This is a genomic window from Rhodoblastus acidophilus (assembly GCF_900187365.1).
In the GTDB taxonomy this organism is placed as follows: Bacteria; Pseudomonadota; Alphaproteobacteria; order Rhizobiales; family Beijerinckiaceae; genus Rhodoblastus; species Rhodoblastus acidophilus.
The window spans coordinates 804,403-820,907 of sequence record NZ_FYDG01000001.1 but is presented as its reverse complement, the minus strand read 5'-3'; the positions used below and the strand labels follow the sequence as shown (position 1 = coordinate 820,907).

19 protein-coding genes are annotated in these 16,505 nt (G+C 64.7%); 18 read left to right on the top strand and 1 reads right to left on the bottom strand.

Translation table 11 applies throughout. The features are described from left to right. Positions 1–89 precede the first annotated feature (89 nt). Positions 90–1,610, bottom strand: a complete 1,521-nt coding sequence (gene adh / locus CFB24_RS03475; RefSeq protein WP_088519150.1) for an aldehyde dehydrogenase — start codon at positions 1,608–1,610, stop codon at positions 90–92. Between the two features lie 512 nt (positions 1,611–2,122). On the opposite strand from adh, the gene pqqA reads away from it, so the two are divergent. The 18 genes from pqqA (at position 2,123) to CFB24_RS03385 (ending at position 16,416) form a co-directional block, all read left to right on the top strand. After that, positions 2,123–2,209, top strand: a complete 87-nt coding sequence (gene pqqA, locus CFB24_RS24035; RefSeq protein WP_088519149.1) for a pyrroloquinoline quinone precursor peptide PqqA — start codon at positions 2,123–2,125, stop codon at positions 2,207–2,209. A 113-nt stretch (positions 2,210–2,322) separates the two neighbouring features. After that, positions 2,323–3,240 (top strand): pyrroloquinoline quinone biosynthesis protein PqqB, encoded by a 918-nt coding sequence (pqqB, locus tag CFB24_RS03465; RefSeq protein WP_088519148.1) that lies wholly within the window; start codon positions 2,323–2,325, stop codon positions 3,238–3,240. Beyond that, positions 3,237–3,524: a pyrroloquinoline quinone biosynthesis peptide chaperone PqqD gene (gene pqqD, locus CFB24_RS03460; protein WP_088519147.1), complete on the top strand. Its 288-nt coding sequence runs from the start codon at positions 3,237–3,239 to the stop codon at positions 3,522–3,524. Before pqqB ends, pqqD begins: the two co-directional genes overlap by 4 nt. Further along, complete coding sequence (gene pqqE / locus CFB24_RS03455; RefSeq protein ID WP_088519146.1) at positions 3,517–4,629, top strand: pyrroloquinoline quinone biosynthesis protein PqqE; 1,113 nt, start codon at positions 3,517–3,519, stop codon at positions 4,627–4,629. The genes pqqD and pqqE overlap by 8 nt, the downstream gene beginning before the upstream one ends. Positions 4,630–4,848: 219 nt before the next feature. Beyond that, positions 4,849–5,289, top strand: coding sequence for a cytochrome c-550 PedF (gene pedF / locus CFB24_RS03450; protein ID WP_244593112.1), 441 nt, complete (start codon positions 4,849–4,851; stop codon positions 5,287–5,289). A gap of 5 nt (positions 5,290–5,294) precedes the next feature. Then, entirely contained in the window at positions 5,295–6,137 is an 843-nt protein-coding gene (locus CFB24_RS03445; protein ID WP_088519144.1) for a substrate-binding periplasmic protein, read from the top strand. A 180-nt stretch (positions 6,138–6,317) separates the two neighbouring features. Next, complete coding sequence (locus tag CFB24_RS03440) at positions 6,318–8,045, top strand: PQQ-dependent methanol/ethanol family dehydrogenase (protein WP_425332129.1); 1,728 nt, start codon at positions 6,318–6,320, stop codon at positions 8,043–8,045. Positions 8,046–8,198: 153 nt separating this feature from the next. Next, positions 8,199–8,873 carry a response regulator gene (locus tag CFB24_RS03435; protein ID WP_088519143.1) on the top strand — a complete coding sequence of 225 codons (675 nt, stop codon included), beginning with the start codon at positions 8,199–8,201 and terminating at the stop codon, positions 8,871–8,873. Between the two features lie 11 nt (positions 8,874–8,884). Beyond that, the gene (locus CFB24_RS03430; RefSeq protein ID WP_088519142.1) at positions 8,885–9,850 is read left to right on the top strand and encodes an ABC transporter substrate-binding protein; all 966 of its coding nucleotides are present in this window, start codon (positions 8,885–8,887) and stop codon (positions 9,848–9,850) included. After that, complete coding sequence (locus CFB24_RS03425) at positions 9,847–10,584, top strand: ABC transporter permease (RefSeq protein WP_088519141.1); 738 nt, start codon at positions 9,847–9,849, stop codon at positions 10,582–10,584. The genes CFB24_RS03430 and CFB24_RS03425 overlap by 4 nt, the downstream gene beginning before the upstream one ends. Further along, the gene (locus CFB24_RS03420; RefSeq protein ID WP_158255139.1) at positions 10,574–11,305 is read left to right on the top strand and encodes an ABC transporter ATP-binding protein; all 732 of its coding nucleotides are present in this window, start codon (positions 10,574–10,576) and stop codon (positions 11,303–11,305) included. The genes CFB24_RS03425 and CFB24_RS03420 overlap by 11 nt, the downstream gene beginning before the upstream one ends. A 21-nt stretch (positions 11,306–11,326) precedes the next feature. Then, on the top strand, positions 11,327–12,058 hold the full coding sequence (pqqC, locus tag CFB24_RS03415) for a pyrroloquinoline-quinone synthase PqqC (RefSeq protein ID WP_088519139.1): 732 nt from the start codon (positions 11,327–11,329) through the stop codon (positions 12,056–12,058). Positions 12,059–12,286: 228 nt separating this feature from the next. Next, positions 12,287–13,123: a WecB/TagA/CpsF family glycosyltransferase gene (locus tag CFB24_RS03410; protein ID WP_088519138.1), complete on the top strand. Its 837-nt coding sequence runs from the start codon at positions 12,287–12,289 to the stop codon at positions 13,121–13,123. Between the two features lie 73 nt (positions 13,124–13,196). Next, positions 13,197–13,664, top strand: coding sequence for a hypothetical protein (locus CFB24_RS03405; RefSeq protein ID WP_104469627.1), 468 nt, complete (start codon positions 13,197–13,199; stop codon positions 13,662–13,664). Between the two features lies 1 nt (position 13,665). Beyond that, a complete protein-coding gene (locus CFB24_RS03400; protein ID WP_088519136.1) occupies positions 13,666–14,388 on the top strand; it encodes a ribonuclease T2 family protein in 723 nt (240 codons plus the stop codon). After that, positions 14,385–15,230 carry a 23S rRNA (adenine(2030)-N(6))-methyltransferase RlmJ gene (locus CFB24_RS03395; RefSeq protein ID WP_088519135.1) on the top strand — a complete coding sequence of 282 codons (846 nt, stop codon included), beginning with the start codon at positions 14,385–14,387 and terminating at the stop codon, positions 15,228–15,230. Before CFB24_RS03400 ends, CFB24_RS03395 begins: the two co-directional genes overlap by 4 nt. 251 nt (positions 15,231–15,481) lie before the next feature. After that, positions 15,482–15,694, top strand: coding sequence for a cold-shock protein (locus CFB24_RS03390; RefSeq protein ID WP_088519134.1), 213 nt, complete (start codon positions 15,482–15,484; stop codon positions 15,692–15,694). A gap of 104 nt (positions 15,695–15,798) precedes the next feature. After that, positions 15,799–16,416, top strand: coding sequence for a glutathione S-transferase (locus CFB24_RS03385; protein ID WP_088519133.1), 618 nt, complete (start codon positions 15,799–15,801; stop codon positions 16,414–16,416). Positions 16,417–16,505 lie beyond the last annotated feature (89 nt).

The window sequence follows — 16,505 nt, the reverse complement described above, 5'->3', positions numbered from 1 at the left end:
GAAAAAGCGCGGGCCGGGTCCGGCGCCGCGCAATACCTTCCTTCGATGGCCGCCCCGGTTCGCCGGGGCGGCCATTTTGCGTTTTCGGCTCAGAAGAAGCCGAGCGCCTTCGGGCTGTAGCTGACCAGGATGTTCTTGGTCTGCTGGTAGTGATCGAGCATCATCTTGTGGGTTTCGCGGCCGATGCCGGATTCCTTGTAGCCGCCGAACGCCGCGTGAGCCGGATAAGCGTGGTAGCAGTTGGTCCACACGCGCCCCGCCTGGATGCCGCGGCCAAAACGGTAGGCGCGGCTGATGTCGCGGGTCCACACGCCGGCGCCGAGGCCGAAGATGGTGTCGTTGGCGATTTCCAGAGCTTCCGCTTCGTCCTTGAAGGTCGTCACCGACACGACCGGGCCAAAGATTTCTTCCTGGAAGATGCGCATCTTGTTGTGGCCGTGGAACACGGTCGGCTGGACGTAATAGCCGGCCGCGAGTTCGTCGGTCATGGTCGCGCGCGCGCCGCCGGTGAGGCACTGGGCGCCTTCCTGCTTGCCGATGTCGATGTAGGAGAGAATCTTCTCCATCTGCATCTGCGAGGCCTGCGCGCCGCACTGGGTGCTCATGTCGAGCGGGTTGCCCTGCTTGATCGCCTGCACGCGCTTGACGATGCGCTCCATGAAGCGGTCATAGACCGATTCCTGGATCAGGGCGCGGCTGGGGCAGGTGCAGACTTCGCCCTGGTTGAAGGCGAACAGCGTGAAACCTTCCAACGCCTTGTCGAAGAAGTCGTCGTCCTCGGCCAATACGTCGGCGAAGAAGATGTTGGGCGACTTGCCGCCGAGTTCGAGCGTCGCCGGGATCAGGTTGTCGGCGGCGGCGTGGGCGATGATGCGGCCGGTGGCGGTCGAACCGGTGAAGGCGATCTTGCGGATGCGGTTGCTGGAGGCCAGCGCGCGGCCGGCCTCGGCGCCGAAACCGTTGACGACGTTGAGCACGCCTTCCGGCAGCAGGTCGGCGATCAGCTCCATCAGGACGAGGATGCTGACGGGCGTTTGCTCGGCGGGCTTCATCACGATGCAATTGCCGGCGGCGAGCGCCGGGGCGAGCTTCCAGCCGGCCATCAGCAGCGGGAAGTTCCAGGGAATGATCTGCCCGACGACGCCGAGCGGTTCATGGAAGTGATAGGCGATGGTGTCGTGATCGACTTCCGAGATCGAGCCTTCCTGCGAGCGCAGCACGCCGGCGAAATAGCGGAAATGGTCGGCGAGCAGCGGCACGTCCGCATAGGTGGTTTCGCGGATCGGCTTGCCGTTGTCGAGCGTTTCGACCAGCGCGAGCGTCGCGAGATTGTCCTCGATCCGGTCGGCGATTTTCAGCAGGATGTGGGCGCGTTGCGCGGCGGGGGTGCGGCCCCAGGCGTCCTTGGCCTTGTGAGCGGCGTCGAGCGCGAGTTCGATGTCCTCGGCGGTCGAGCGCGGCACCTTGCACAGCACCTGGCCGCTGATCGGCGAGAGATTGTCGAAATACTGGCCCTTCACCGGCGCCAGCCATTGGCCGCCGATGAAATTGTCGAACTTGGACTTGATCAGGTTCTTGCCTGTCAGTTGCGCCACAGCTTCCTGGTACATTGCCTTCCTCCACATTTTTGCGCGCGTTTCGCGCTTATCGAGCCGGCCGCCGCTGGCGGCTGAACCGTCCGAAATTCCGGGGATCGGGACATGGGCCAAGGGAACCGGATGCGGCGCAGGAAAAGGCAGACGTTGACCCTCGGCGGCGATGCGGCGCCAAGGTCAAGGCTGGCTCTGACGCGTCAGCGCGTCGCCTGTTTCGCATGACCTCCCCAGGACATGTCATTCGATATTATGACTTCAACGTCTGGCATGGTAAACTCGGTTCCGCGCGCTGCGATAGTGCCCTTTAGTGGGATTGACCCAGCGCCATGCGCAGCCTGAAAAAGCGGGCGATTCATGACCTCGCGCCCGTCGCCGAAGCCATCGGGACCAGACGCGCAAACTTGGCGCGCAAGCTTGGCGTGCGCTTGCTACTTTGGCGCCGTAGACGTTCCCCCTCGCCGCACTATCTTCATCACGTGCTTCAAGCGCGATAACAAAGGCCGAAACGGCCGCCTGGAGGAAACACGATGAACGAGACGATCTGGACGACGCCGCAGGCCTGCGAAATCTGCGTGGGCATGGAAGTCACCGCCTATATGTCCGCGGAAATCTGAACGATCCTTTTTGAATTTCGCGCGCCTCGCAACTCCCCGCCTCGAGCGCGCGCCGTTGCGGCGCGGGCCGGCCTCGCCCGCGCCGCAACGTATCTTTTGGAAGTCAGGTCGTCATGCGCTTTCTCGTGCTTGGATCGGCGGCCGGCGGCGGTTTGCCGCAATGGAACTGCCTGTGCGAAAACTGCCGTCTCGCTTATGCGAACAGCCCGCGAATTCTCAGGCGTTCGCAAGCGAGCCTCGCTGTCAGCGCCGATGGCGAGCGCTGGATGATCTTGTCCGCGACGCCGGATTTGCGCCAGCAGATCATCGACAATCCCGCGCTGCATCCGCAAGCGTCGCCGCGACATTCGCCGGTCAAAGCGGTGTTCGCGCCCAACGGCGACATCGACAATATCGCCGGTCTGCTGGTGATGCGCGAGATGCAGCCGTTCACGTTTTTCGCCACCGAGGCGGTGATGGCGCATACGCGCTCCGGCGTGTTCGGCGTGCTCAACGCCGATCTCGTCGCGCGCCGGACGGCGAAGCTTGAGGAGCGCGTCGACAGCGGTCTCGGTTTTTCCATCACGCCTTTCGTGACGCCGGGAAAAACGCCCCTATATATGGAGGCGGCCGACGAGGCGGACATCGAACTTGGCGCCGAGGGCGAGAATACGGTCGGGCTCGAGATCGGGCGGGGCGGCCGGCGCTTCTACTACATGCCGTCCTGCGCCCGGATGACCGACGCGCTGCGCCAACGTCTCGATGGCGCGGACATCGTTTTTTTCGACGGCACCACGTTCGAAGACGACGAGATGATCCGGCTGGGGCTTTCGCAAAAGACGGCCTGGCGCATGGGGCATATGGCGATGAACGGCGACAGGGGATCGATCCGCGCCTTGAGCGATGTGGCGATCAAGCGGCGCGTGTTCATTCACATCAACAATTCCAATCCGGCCCTGCTGTGCGACTCGGCCGAACGAACGCAGGTCGAGGCGGCCGGCTGGGAAATTTCCTTCGACGGCATGGCGATCGACACGGCGGAGGCTTCATGAGCGACGACGATTTTACCGGCGAGTCCCGCCCCTATCTGCTGCGCGGCGTGCGGCTGAAACACGACACGGTGCGCAAGTGCTGGGTGCTGCTGGCGCCGGAGCGTTTTCTGCGTCTCAATGGGATCAGCGTGGACATTCTCCAGCGCTGCGACGGCTCCGTTTCGCTGGGGCGGATCGTCGAAGACCTCGCGGAAAAATACGTGGCCGACCGCGCCGTCGTGGAACGCGACGTGCGCGCGCTGCTCGCCGGATTGCTCGACAAACGGATGCTCGCCTATGAGTAACCCGCTCGCGCCGCCTTCGGGCATGTTGGCCGAACTGACCTACCGTTGCCCGCTGTCCTGCCCCTATTGCTCCAACCCGCTGGAAATGGCCGGGCGGCAGGCGGAGATGTCCACCGACGAGTGGAAGCGGATCTTTTCGCAGGCGGCGGAGATCGGCGTGCTGCACGCGCATCTGTCGGGCGGGGAGCCGGCGTCGCGCCGCGATCTGCTTGAGCTGGTCGCGCATTGCGCGCAGGTTGGGCTCTACACCAATCTCATCACCTCCGGCGTCGGCCTGACCAAACCTCTGTTCGAGGCGCTCGTCGCCGCCGGTCTCGACCATGTGCAATTGTCGATTCAGGATGCGGAAGCGGACAGCGCCGACTGGATCGGCGGCTATCAGGGCGGCTTCGCCAAAAAGATCGAGGTGGCGCGCTGGGTGGCGGACAGCGGCATGCCGCTCACCGTCAACGCCGTGATCCATCGCGCCAATATTTTACGCGCGGCGGAGATGGTGGATTTCGCCGTCAAACTCGGGGCGCGGCGCATCGAAATCGCCCATACCCAATATTACGGCTGGGCCTTGCTCAACCGCGCCCATCTGATGCCGACGCGCGAGCAGAGCGAGACGGCCTATGCGGCGGTCGAGGCGCGGCGCGCCGCTTACAAGGGACGCATCGTCGTCGACCATGTCGCGCCGGATTACCACGCCAAATATCCCAAGGCGTGCATGAGCGGCTGGGGGCGGCTGACGTTCAACGTCACGCCGACCGGCAAGGTTCTGCCGTGCCATGCGGCGGAGACGATCCCGGGGCTGGAGTTCTGGAACGCGCGCGAGAAATCGCTGGCCGAATGCTGGGCCGACTCGCCCGGTTTCAACGCCTATCGCGGCACGGACTGGATGAAGGAGCCATGCCGCTCCTGTGAGCGCAAGAACGAGGATTTCGGCGGCTGCCGCTGCCAGGCGCTGGCCCTGGCGGGCGACGCGTCGGCGACGGATCCGATCTGTTCGAAATCGCCGCTGCATCATCGCATTGGCGAAATCGCCGCGCGCGACTCAGCGGAAAAGGTCGAGGGCTTTACGCAACGGCGCCTGACGCGAGAGAAAGTCGCCGACAAGGTCTGATCCGGCGCGGCGACGCCGGTTCCGGGCAAGCCGGGCGGGGTAGAACCGCCCTGCGGCCCGGAGCAGCCATGACTATTAAAAATTTATGCGAATCAATCAAATAAACAAAAGGACCCGCGTGATCTGTCCAGGCGATGAGGGCCTTTCGTCGAGGGCGCCAAAGTACAATTCCCCTCAAGACGGCTCGCTCTAAGATCGAGCAAAATTCTGGAGGAAAACGTGTCGTCTTTTACCCGCAAACTGGGGATTTCCCTTTTTTTCTGCGCGTCCGTTCTGGGCGTGGGCCGCGTCCTCGCGCATGGCGACGTCGTTCCCCAGGCGATCGATACAACCGGGCTTCCCTCGCTTGGTTCCGATTGGCTGGAGAAGAACCCCTATCGCGGCACCAAGGATCAGGCTTTGGCGACCAAGATCGGCTCCTCCGGCTTCAACCAGAATTGCGCGCGCTGTCACGGTCTGGAGGCCGAGTCCGGCGGTCTCGCGCCTGACCTGCGTTACCTCGACAAGGCCGAGGATGGCGACGGCTGGTTCATCAATCGCGTCCGTCATGGCTATAACCAGAATGGCGTGCAGAAAATGCCGATCTGGGAAGGCATTCTGTCGCAGGAAGCCATGTGGGCGATCCGCACCTATCTCGATACTCGCTACGCGGGCGATTGAGCGCGATGCGCGCGTTTCGCGCCCTCCTGCTCATGATCGCGCTGGGCGGCGCGACGACGACGACCGCGGACGCGCGTCCGCTTGAAGCGGTCAAATCCGGCGGCGTGCTGCGTGTCACCGTTTATCGCGACTATCGTCCGTGGTCCTGGCAGGAGGGAAGCCGCCTGAAGGGCATCGACGTCGAGATCGGCGCCGCTCTGGCGAAATCCTTGGGCTGCAGGGCGGATTACCTGGTGCTGCGCCCCGACGACAATCTCAACGACGATCTCCGCAATGGCGTCTGGCGTGGCTCGATTCTTGGCGACGCGCCGGGCGACGTCATGCTGCATGTGCCTAATGACGCGCGCCTCGAAGACGACAACGACAAGATCAAGCTCACCGGCGCCTATCAGGTTGAGAGCTACGCCATGGCGGTCGATCCGGCCAAGGCGAGCCAGGCGGAGGATTTCTCGCTGTTCGAAAAGGAGAAGGTCGCCGTCGATCTCGGCACGCTCGCCGACATCATTCTTCTAACGGCGCGCGATCACAAGCTGATCGACCATGTCGTGCATGTGCGCGGCGAGGGCAAGGCGGCGCAGGCTTTCGAGAACGGAGAGGTCTCCGCATTTTATGGCGAGTCCGCGCTGGTGGAGCATCTTGTCCATACGTCAGCGCGTCCCGCCGCCATCGTTCATCCGGCGCACAGGCTGGTGAGGACCTTCGCGATTGGCGGCGCGGTGAAAGCGGATTCGGTCGACCTCGCCGACGAGATTGATCGTCAGATGACGGCGATGGCCGCATCGGGCGAATTGAAAAGGATTTTCGCGTCCTATGGCGTCGAATGGCGCCAGCCGGCGCAGGACAGGTAGGCCGCAAGGGTCAAGCTCTTGCAGCGCGTTCTTGGCGCGGCGTATCATCGGCGCGCCTTGCTGGAATGGGGATGCGGTTTTCGCCGCTTCTCGAAAAACGGCTCCGGACCCGCGGGGCGATTCTTGGGAGGAATGGGAATCATGAAACGCACAATTCTCGCCAGCGTCTCCATTTTGGGGATGGCTATGGGCGGCGCTTTCGCCGCCCCCGTCACCGACGCCGACATCCTCAATGACGGCAAGAATCCGAAGCAGATTCTGACCAACGGCATGGGCCTGCAGGGCCAGCGGTTCAGCGTGCTCGACAAGGTCAACACCAAGAACGTCCAGAACCTCGTTCCGGCCTGGTCCTTCTCTTTCGGCGGCGAGAAGCAGCGCGGCCAGGAAGCGCAGGCGCTGGTTCACGACGGCATGGTTTTCGTCACCGGCTCCTACAGCCGTCTCTACGCCATGGACGCCAAGACCGGCGAGAAGATCTGGGAATATAACGCGCGTCTGCCCGAGGGCATCATGCCCTGCTGCGACGTGATCAACCGCGGCGCGGCGATCTACGGCGACAAGATCTATTTCTCCACCCTCGACGCGCAGTTGCTCGCGCTCGACTACAAGACCGGCAAGAAGGTCTGGCAAAAGACCATTGACGACTTCAAGGCGGGCTATTCCAATTCGGCCGCCCCCCTGATCGTGCCGACCAAGGCCAATGGCGCGCTCATCGTCACCGGCGTGTCCGGCGGCGAATTCGGCGTGGTCGGCCGCGTCGAGGCGCGCGACGTCAACACCGGCGACCTCGTCTGGTCGCGTCCCGTGCTCGAAGGCCTGGTGGGCCAGTACAAGGGCCAGGACACCACCATGACCGGCAAGGCCAACGAGACCTGGGCCGGCGACATGTACAAGACCGGCGGCGGCGCCACCTGGCTCGGCGGCACCTACGATCCCGATACCCATCTGGTGTTCTTCGGCACCGGCAATCCGGCGCCCTGGAACTCGTGGCTGCGTCCGGGCGACAACAAATGGACCGCCTCGCGCATCGCCATCGATCCCGAGAACGGCGAACTCAAATGGGGTTTCCAGACCACCCCGCATGACGGCTGGGATTTCGACGGCGTGAACGAAGTCGTGTCGTTCGATCTGCAGAAGGACGGCAAGACCATCAAGGCCGTCGGCACCGCCGACCGCAACGGCTTCTTCTACGTGCTCGATCGCACCAACGGCAAGTTCATCGCCGCCAAGCCGTTCGTCGAGAAGATCACCTGGGCCAAGGAAATCGGCCCCGACGGCCGTCCCGTCTACAACGACGAAGGCCGTCCGGGCGATCCCACCAAGTCGGAAGACGGCAAGAAGGGCAAGGAGGTGTTCTCCGTTCCGTCCTTCCTCGGCGGCAAGAACCAGATGCCGATGGCCTATTCGCCGCAGACCAAGATGTTCTACGTCCCGGCGAACGAATGGGGCATGGACATTCACAACGAGCCGGTCGTTTACAAGAAGGGCGCGGCCTATCTCGGCGCTGGCTTCAACATCAAGCCGGTCTTCGACGATCACATCGGCGCGCTCAAGGCCTTCGATCCCGTCACCATGACGATCAAGTGGCAGGTCAACAACAAGGCCCCGTTGTGGGGCGGCGTGATGACCACCGCCGGCGGCCTGGTGTTCTACGGCACGCCTGAAGGCTACCTGAAGGCGCTCGACGCCAAGACCGGCAAGGAATTGTGGAAGTTCAACGTCGGCACCGGCATTGTCGCGCCGCCGATCGCTTGGGAGCAGGACGGCGAGGAATATATCGGCGTGGCCGCCGGCTGGGGCGGCGCGGTGCCGCTGTGGGGCGGCGAAGTCGCCAAGACCTTCAAGGGCATCAACCAGGGCGGCTCCTACTGGGTGTTCAAGCTGCCGCCCAAATCCGCCGCCAACTGAGGCGACCGAAACTGATCGTTGCGAAGGGCGGCCCGTCGGGTCGCCCTTCTTTCGTCGGGGCTTGCGCCCCGGCGCGGCGCAGCGCAAACTCAAAGTCAAGAAAACAAACGGCGCGAGACATCGACGCCGCGACAAAAAACTGGAAGCGCCCTGATGACCCGGATCCTGATTGTCGACGACCATCCCCTGTTTCGCGAGGCGTTGGAGAGCGCCGTGCGCATGGAGCGGCCGAGTTGTGAAATCTTCGAGGCGACCACGATCGACGAGGCTTTGGAACTGCTGAGCCGTGAGAAGAATATCGATCTCGGCCTGTTCGATCTGTTCCTTCCCGGCACCTCCGGCCTGTCGGGACTGGTGCGCGTGCGCGCGGCCTATCCGCATCTGCCGGTGATGGTGGTTTCGGGACACGAGGATCCGCGCGTGGTGCGCGACCTGCTGTCGATGGGCGTCGCCGGTTTCGTCTCCAAGGCGACGTCGAAAAGCGAACTCGCCCATTCGATCAGCGAGGTGCTGAACGGCTCGATCTATCTGCCCGAGCGGTTCCGCGACATCAACCAGCCGCAGCCCTCCGAGATCGAGCGGGGCGACATGCTGCGCCGGCTGCAGGATCTGACGCCGCAGCAATTGCGCGTGCTCGAAATGATTCGCGCCGGCTTGCAGAACAAGCAGATCGCCTACGAACTCGGCGTCGCCGAAACCACTGTGAAGGCGCATGTCTCTGAAATCCTGCGCAAGCTGAACGTCTACAGCCGCACCAAGGCGGCGATCGAAGTCGGCAAGATGGATTTCGCGCAATTGCCGCTCGACGCCATCAAGACCGCACATTGAGGGAGGGCGCCATGTTGCTATCGCGTTTGTGCGCCGCGGCTTTCGCGTGCCTTGTGTCGCTGGCGCCCGCCGTCGCCGCCGACAAGATTCGTCTGGCCATCCAAGCGACTGGCACGTTCGGTTGGGAATTGGCGGTGGCCCGCGCCTATGGGCTCGACAAGGCCGCCGATCTTGACCTTGAGGCCACCGAACTCGCCACCACCGAAGCCGGCAAGATCGCGCTGATTGGCGGCGGCGCCGACATGATCATTTCCGATTGGCTGTGGGTGGCGCGCGAGCGCAGCCTCGGCCAGCCCCTGCTGTTCGTTCCGCATTCGACCGCGCTCGGCGCGGTGATGGCGAAGGAGCCGGCGAAATTCGCCCGGCCCGCCGATCTCGTCGGCAAAAAACTTGGCGTCGCCGGCGGCCCGCTCGACAAGAGCTGGTTGCTGCTGCAGGCCTGGGCGCTCAAGCAGGGCGTCGATCTGAAGTCGCAGGCCAATATCGTTTATGGCGCGCCGGCGCTGCTGGCCGAGAAACTGACGCAGGGCGAGATCGACGCCGCGCTGGAGTTCTGGACGTTTTGCGCGCGGCTGGAGGCCAAGGGCTTTTCGCGCGCCATTGATTTGATCGCGGTCGAGAAGGATTTGGGCGCCACCAATCCGGTGATCGTCACCGGCTATGTGTTCACGCCGACTTTCGCGGCGCGGCAGGGGCCGGCGCTGGCGCGGTTTCTCACGATGATGAAACAGGCCAAAACGCTAATCGCCGAGGATGATTCCGCCTTCGCCAAAATCGCCGGCATGACCGGTCTGGCCGACGCCGCCGGGCAGGCGATCGTGCGGCGTTATTATCGCGCGGGGATTCCGACCGCGTCGCGCGACAGCGAAATCGCCGACGCGGCCGCCCTCTACAAGGTTCTGGCGAAAATCGGCGGGCCGCAACTGGTCGGCGGCGACGCCGAACTCGATCAGTCGCTGTTCTACCGGGCGCCATGATCCGGCTGGTTTCGCTCTGTTTGTTTGTGCTGGCGTGGCAATTGGGCGCGCTGGCGCTCGGGCCGCAGCATTTGCCCGCGCCGGACCAGGTGACGGCGACCTTCATCGCCGAATGGAGCAGCGGCGACATGCCGATGAATCTCGGCCTCACGCTGATGCGCGTGCTCGCCGGATTTTCGCTGGCGATGGCCGCCGGCTCGGCGCTCGGCCTCGCGCTCGGCCGCAACGCCGCGCTCGACCGGCTGGTCGATCCCTGGCTGGTGATCGCGTTGAACACGCCGGCGCTGGTCGTGATCATTCTCGCCTATGTCTGGGGCGGGCTGAACGAAACTTCTGCGCTGGTCGCCATCGCGCTGAACAAATTTCCCAATGCGGTGGTGACGCTGCGCGAGGGCGCGCGGGCGCTCGATCCCGCGCTCGATGAAATGGCGCAGGTCTTCGCCTTTTCGTCGTGGAAGCGCTGGCGCAATGTGTGGCTGCCGCAACTTGCGCCCTATTTCGCGGCGGCGGCGCGCGGCGGCCTCGCTCTGGTGTGGAAGATCGTGCTGGTGGTCGAACTGCTGGGGCGGCCCAATGGCGTCGGCTTCAAGATGGGCATGGCGTTTCAATTGTTCGACCTGCGGCTGCTGCTGGCCTATGCCTTGCCCTTCGTCGCCTTGATGGTTCTCGCCGAAACTTTCGTGCTGCGCCCGGCCGAGCGCGCGGCCAATGGGTGGCGCGGCCATGGCGCTTGAAATCCAGGCGCTCAGCAAGAGCTTCGCGCGTAAGAACGGCTCGGCGCGCGAGGTGTTCCGCGATTTTTCCCTGACCCTCGGCGAGGGCAAGGTCACCGCGCTGCTCGGGCCGTCAGGCGGCGGCAAGTCCACTCTGCTGCGGTTGATCGCGGGGCTTGAGCAGCCCACCGCGGGCGCGCTGTCCGCGCCGGCGCGGAGGATCGGCATGGCTTTTCAGGAGCCGCGCCTGTTGCCCTGGCGCAGCGTCGCCGACAATCTGCGGCTGGCGGCGCCGGGCCTGTCGGAGGCGGCCTTGCAGGCCGCGCTGGCGGCGTTCGAACTCGACGGGCGGGGGGCGGATTATCCCGGCCAATTGTCGCTGGGGCTGGCGCGCCGGGTCGCGCTGGCGCGGGCGTTCGCGGTGGAGCCGGATCTGCTGCTGCTCGACGAGCCGTTCGCCTCGCTCGATCTCGGCCTGCACCGGCGGTTGCGGGCGCTGTTGGCGCAGCGGATCGCCGCCCGCGCCATGACAGTCGTCATCGCCACCCACGATCTTGACGACGCCCTTTTGCTTGCGGACGAGGTGATCTTTCTCGGCGGCGTTCCCGCGCAAGTCGAACAGCGGCTTCAACTGGACATGCCCAGAGAAAATCGTGACGAAAATCTTACAAAGTTAAGAACGCTTGCGCCTTTTTACCCATCGTCGCCGTCAAAGGGCGATGCTAATTCTGGCGCTGCGTAAAAAAACAAGTGGGAGAAGGAAATGTCCGCCGATGCGCTGCTGACTCATGAGGCGTTCGAGGCCGCCATTCGCGCCGTGGGCGCGGAGCGCTACCACGACAAGCACGTGTTCCACCAGATGCTGCACGGCGGCAAGTTGAACAGGGGGCAGGTGCAGGCCTGGGCGCTCAACCGCTATTGCTATCAGGAGGCGGTGCCGCGCAAGGACGCCGCGCTGATGGCGCGCACCGACGATCGCGACCTGCGCCGGGAATGGATTCACCGCATCCACGATCACGATGGGTTAGGTGAGGAGTCGGGCGGCATCGAGCGCTGGCTGATCCTCACCGACGGCCTCGGCCTCGACCGCGCGCTGGTGATGTCGAAGAAGGCGGCGCTGCCGGCCACCCGCTTCGCGGTGGAGGCCTATGTGCGTTTCGTGGCGGAACAGCCGCTGGTGGTCGCGGTGGCGTCGTCGCTGACCGAATTGTTCGCGCCGAAAATCCACAAGGAACGGATCGCCGGCATGCTGGAGAACTACGATTTTATTGGCGAGGACGTGATGGCCTATTTCCGCCGCCGTCTGTCCCAGGCGCCGCGCGACGCGGATTTCGCGCTGGACTATATCAAGCGCCACGCCCACACCCGCGTGGAGCAGGAGGCCTGCGTCGACGCCGTGCGCTTCAAGTGCAACGTGCTCTGGGCGCAATTGGACGCGCTGTATATCGCCTATGTCCAGGGCATGGTCCCGCCCGGCGCCTTCGTTCCGGCCTAGGCGGGACGCCCGCCGAGGCCAAAAGGTAAATTTTCGAACGAAATCCATGCTTTGCGCGGCGTCGGATTGGCTCAATTCGGCGCCGCCTCTTTACGGCTCGCGCCCTTCTGGCGCCTAACTGTCTCTCCCTGACGCAAAATTCTCCGCTGGCGCCCCTTGCAGCAAGGGAGGCGCCCGGTCGCGAAGCTTTCGCTTGCGCGCCGACGTTTCAGCGGGGGAATTTGTTTGATGTGGACCGTCGCGGACGCGCTTTACGCCAATTTCGACAATGTGTCGGATCACGTCGAAGTCGATGGTCAGTTCATTAACGTGCTCAATCCCGACCAGGCTGTGGCGACGGTGCGGTCGCGGCTTTTGTCTGGCTTTGGCTTCACCTTCGCCACCCTGAACCTGGATCATCTCGTCAAGCGGCGCGCCGATCCGGCGTTTCGCGCGGCCTATGCGCGCGCCACCCTGGTCAGCGCCGACGGCGCGCCCATCGTCGCGCTCGGCCGCGCGCAGGCGCCGTCGCTGCGTCGCGTCACCGGCGCCGATCTGCTGCGGCCGCTCTGCGCCATGGCGGAGCGCGAGGGCCTGCCCGTGGCGTTTTTCGGATCGAGCCAGCCGGCGCTCGACGGTGCGGCTGCGCGGCTGCGCGCCGAATTCCCGGAATTGCGGATCGTTTTCGCGGAGAGCCCGGCCTTCGGTTTCGATCCGTTTTCCGATGCGGCGGCGGAGGCCGGCGCCCGCATCGTCGCCAGCGGCGCGAAACTGGTCTTCCTTTGCCTCGGCGCGCCCAAGCAGGAGTTATTCGCCGACCGTCTCGCCCAGATCTATGCGGGCGTCGGCTTCATCGGCGTCGGCGCGGCGGTGGACTTCATCGTCGGCGCGCAGAAGCGGGCGCCGCGGGCGATGCGGCGCCTCGGGCTGGAATGGCTGTGGCGCGCGGCCTCCAACCCGCGCCGGTTGGCGGGCCGCTACGCCAAATGCGCGCTGCTGCTGGCGCGGATCGTCATCGAGCAGCGGCTGCTCGCCGTGACGGCGCCGCGTGGCGTCGCCCGCGCCGGCGTTTCGCCCGCGCGTTAGCCGCCGAGAAAAGCCTTGACGCTGCGCGGCCGTTTCGCGCATCGTCAGCCGCGATTGGCAATCGGGGATTCCCATGCTTCTTTCGCGTTCCGCTCTTGCTGCGGCCACATTCGGTTTTCTCACTTTGGCCGGTTCGGGCGTCGTCCTGGCGGCCGGCGCTTCCGCGCCCCATACGTTTCCCGCCGAGGATCGTGCGATCCCGTATAGCGGCGATCTTCCGTCCTGCGACGATTTCGGCATTCTCGGCGCCATCAAGGACCAGTTCGACTCCAAGCAGTTCTGGTTCGGCGACAACGATCTTTCGATCGTCGCCTTCGAACAGGTCGGCGAACTGGGTTATCGCAAGCACGGCGAAGAGTTCATTCCGCGCCGCTATTGCGAGGTCAAGGCCCTGTTCAACGATGGGCGGCCCCGCGAGGTGAAGTACAACATCATCGAGCGCGGCGGCTTCGTCGGCTTCGGACCCGGAGTGGAATTCTGCGCCGTCGGCGAGGACAAGGCGCGCGCCTATCCGCCGCATTGCTCGGGCGCGGTGCGCTGACATGAAGCTTTGGGTCGCGGCGGCTTTGCTGGCCGCGACGCCGGCCTTCGCCAGCGACTGCATTCTCGACAATTGCGCCGACCAGCGCCCGGCCGCTTCTTCCCGCGCCAGCGCGCCGGACGACGCCGGCCGTTTTCGGCCGCGGGGAACCGCGCCGTCGGGCGATTTCGACTATTACCTTCTGGCGCTGTCGTGGTCGCCGTCGTTCTGCGCCAATGGCGGCGCGGAGCGGTCGCGGCGGCAATGTGCGCCGGGGGCCAATCCCGGCTTCGTCGTTCATGGCCTCTGGCAGCAATACGCCAGGGGCGCCGCGCCGCCCTGCGATGGCGGCGGCTTGCCCTCGGGCGTTCTGGCCGGCTTGGGCGATCTCTATCCCGACGAGGGGCTGGCGCGGCACGAATGGCGCGCCCATGGCGCCTGTTCCGGCAAAAGCCCGAGCGGCTATTTCGCCGATGTGCGCGCCGCCCGCGACGCCGTGACGATTCCGCCCGAGTTGAAGGACGTGCGCCAATCTCTCACGCTCGCGCCGCTCGACGTGCAGCGCGCCTTCGTCGCCGCCAACCCGCGCCTGCGGCCCGGCATGATGGCCGTCACCTGTCCGCGCGGCGCGTTGGCCGAAGTCCGTATCTGCCTGTCGAAGGACTTGCGCGATTTCGTCGCGTGTCCAGAAGTGGTTCGGCGCGGCTGCTTCAGCCAGAGCATGGTCGTTCCGGCGGGACGATGAATTATCGCCACGAATTCCACGCCGGCAATTTCGCCGATGTTTTGAAACACGCGCTGCTGGTGCGGACGCTGCTGTATTTGCGGCGCAAGGACAAGGCGTTCCGCTACATCGACACCCATTCCGGGGCGGGGCTTTACGATCTCTCGGGATCGGAGGCGCAACGCTCCGGCGAGGCGCGCGACGGCATCGACCGGCTGCGCGCCGCGAGCTTGTCCCCCGCCGCCGCGGAATTGCTGGCGCCTTATCTCGACAGCGTCGGCGCCGGGCCGCTCTATCCTGGCTCGCCGAAAATCGCCCAAAGCTTTTTGCGCCCCCAAGACAAAGCGCTGTGTTGCGAATTGCTGCCGCAGGCTGCGGCCGCCCTGCGCCGCGCGCTGGGACGGGACGCGCGGGTCAAGGTGATCGAGAGGGACGGCTACGAGGGCCTGAACGCCTTCGTTCCGCCGCCCGAGCGGCGTGGTCTCGTTTTGATCGATCCGCCGTTCGAGCGCCGCGACGATTATGAGCGCGCCTTCGATTCGGTCGCCGCCGCCCTGAAGAAATGGCCGGGCGGGACGTTCATGATCTGGCAGCCGGTGAAGGAGCCGGAGATCGCGGACGCGTTTTGCCGCGAGATCGGCGGCCTGGCGGAGGGATTGCGCATCGACCTGCAGGCGAGGGCGCCCGGCAAGGGGCTGGGCCGGACCGGGCTGGTCGTCGTCAATCCGCCTTATGTTCTTGAAGAAGAAGCCTCCGTCTTGCTTCCGGAGTTGACCCGTCTGCTTGCGCAGGATGGTACGGCCCGGTTTTGGCTCGAACCTTTCGGCAAAAAAACGGACGCCTCTAAAGTTCCTTCACAATAAAGATATAGGGGAGGCGCGCGCTCCCTCTTGCCATTTGCGTCAATATGCCGCAACTTGGCGGCGATTTGGGAGGGGCTTCGGCTGACGCCGAAGGCGCTGACGGAAACATCCGCGACGCGGTCTTGCACAAAAGAAGACTCTGACACGCAAGACAATCCGCCCAATCAGCCGAAACGGCTGGGGGGCTCAGGATTGCAGGAATGGCAATATCGGCCGCCCGCCGATCGGCTTATGACCGGAGGAAGGGCGTCATGACGCAACAGGGCGTGATCAAGTTTTTCAATGCGGAAAAAGGCTATGGCTTCATCAAGCCGACCGATGGCGGAAAGGATATTTTCGTCCATATCACGGCGGTGGAGCAGGCAGGCCTCGCTTCGCTGAACGAAGGCCAACGGCTGACCTTCGAGGTCGAGCCCGACAAGAAGGGCAAGGGACCCAAGGCGGTCAATCTCCATCTCGAATAATTCGACGCGCTCGAACGTCTCGGATGCGCCATCCGCACTTGCCCGCGCGCTGGAAATCGGCATGATTTCCTTTGGTCCGCGCGACATGCGCCGGGAGGTCGCCGATGAAGCTGTATTATTCTCCGCCTTCGCCGTTTTCGCGCAAGGTTCGCGTCGCCGCGGCCGTGCTTCGGCTCTCCGAGGACATGGCGCTGACGCCGGTGGATACGCTTGATCCGGCCGACCCGCTTCGCGACAAGAATCCGCTTGGGAAGATTCCCGTGCTGGAGACGAATGACGGCGAATGTATCTACGACAGCGCCGTGATCGCCGCCTGGCTCGATGAGCAGGCCGGCGGCGGCGGCGTCATCCCACGCGACCCGAAGGCGCGCACGCGCGCCCTCGTGCTTGAAGCTCTGGCGGACGGGCTCACCGACTCCGCCGTTCTCATCGTTTACGAATCGCGGTATCGCGAGCCGCAGGAGCGCAGCGCGAAATGGCTGGCGCACCAGGGAGGCAAGATCCAGCGCGCGCTGGCGCAGTTGGAACAGGTGCCCCCGGCGTTGGACGGAACGCCCGACATCGGGCAGATCGCCCTGGCGTGCGCGCTGGGCTATCTCGATCTGCGCTTTTCCGGCGAATGGCGCGCCGCTCATCCCCGCCTTGTCGCCTGGTTCGACGATTTCACACAGCGCGTTCCGGCCTTCGCCGCCACGGCGGGGGAACCCAAACTCAACGCTTGAACCCAGGGGGCGTCGTTCCCGGCGCGCGGCTTCGCGGCGTCGCAATCTGGTTCTTGCGGCCAGGATCGGTTTCGCCTTTCAGGATTTCC

Coding starts and splice junctions, on each gene's coding strand:
- pqqC (WP_088519139.1), top strand. CDS start 11,327: ATGTCCGCCGATGCGCTGCTGACTCATGAGGCGTTCGAGGCCGCCATT.
- CFB24_RS03435 (WP_088519143.1), top strand. CDS start 8,199: ATGACCCGGATCCTGATTGTCGACGACCATCCCCTGTTTCGCGAGGCG.
- CFB24_RS03395 (WP_088519135.1), top strand. CDS start 14,385: ATGAATTATCGCCACGAATTCCACGCCGGCAATTTCGCCGATGTTTTG.
- CFB24_RS03425 (WP_088519141.1), top strand. CDS start 9,847: ATGATCCGGCTGGTTTCGCTCTGTTTGTTTGTGCTGGCGTGGCAATTG.
- pqqB (WP_088519148.1), top strand. CDS start 2,323: ATGCGCTTTCTCGTGCTTGGATCGGCGGCCGGCGGCGGTTTGCCGCAA.
- pqqA (WP_088519149.1), top strand. CDS start 2,123: ATGAACGAGACGATCTGGACGACGCCGCAGGCCTGCGAAATCTGCGTG.
- CFB24_RS03445 (WP_088519144.1), top strand. CDS start 5,295: ATGCGCGCGTTTCGCGCCCTCCTGCTCATGATCGCGCTGGGCGGCGCG.
- CFB24_RS03410 (WP_088519138.1), top strand. CDS start 12,287: ATGTGGACCGTCGCGGACGCGCTTTACGCCAATTTCGACAATGTGTCG.
- CFB24_RS03405 (WP_104469627.1), top strand. CDS start 13,197: ATGCTTCTTTCGCGTTCCGCTCTTGCTGCGGCCACATTCGGTTTTCTC.
- pqqD (WP_088519147.1), top strand. CDS start 3,237: ATGAGCGACGACGATTTTACCGGCGAGTCCCGCCCCTATCTGCTGCGC.
- CFB24_RS03440 (WP_425332129.1), top strand. CDS start 6,318: ATGGCTATGGGCGGCGCTTTCGCCGCCCCCGTCACCGACGCCGACATC.
- CFB24_RS03390 (WP_088519134.1), top strand. CDS start 15,482: ATGACGCAACAGGGCGTGATCAAGTTTTTCAATGCGGAAAAAGGCTAT.
- adh (WP_088519150.1), bottom strand. CDS start 1,610: ATGTACCAGGAAGCTGTGGCGCAACTGACAGGCAAGAACCTGATCAAG.
- CFB24_RS03400 (WP_088519136.1), top strand. CDS start 13,666: ATGAAGCTTTGGGTCGCGGCGGCTTTGCTGGCCGCGACGCCGGCCTTC.
- CFB24_RS03430 (WP_088519142.1), top strand. CDS start 8,885: ATGTTGCTATCGCGTTTGTGCGCCGCGGCTTTCGCGTGCCTTGTGTCG.
- CFB24_RS03420 (WP_158255139.1), top strand. CDS start 10,574: ATGGCGCTTGAAATCCAGGCGCTCAGCAAGAGCTTCGCGCGTAAGAAC.
- pqqE (WP_088519146.1), top strand. CDS start 3,517: ATGAGTAACCCGCTCGCGCCGCCTTCGGGCATGTTGGCCGAACTGACC.
- CFB24_RS03385 (WP_088519133.1), top strand. CDS start 15,799: ATGAAGCTGTATTATTCTCCGCCTTCGCCGTTTTCGCGCAAGGTTCGC.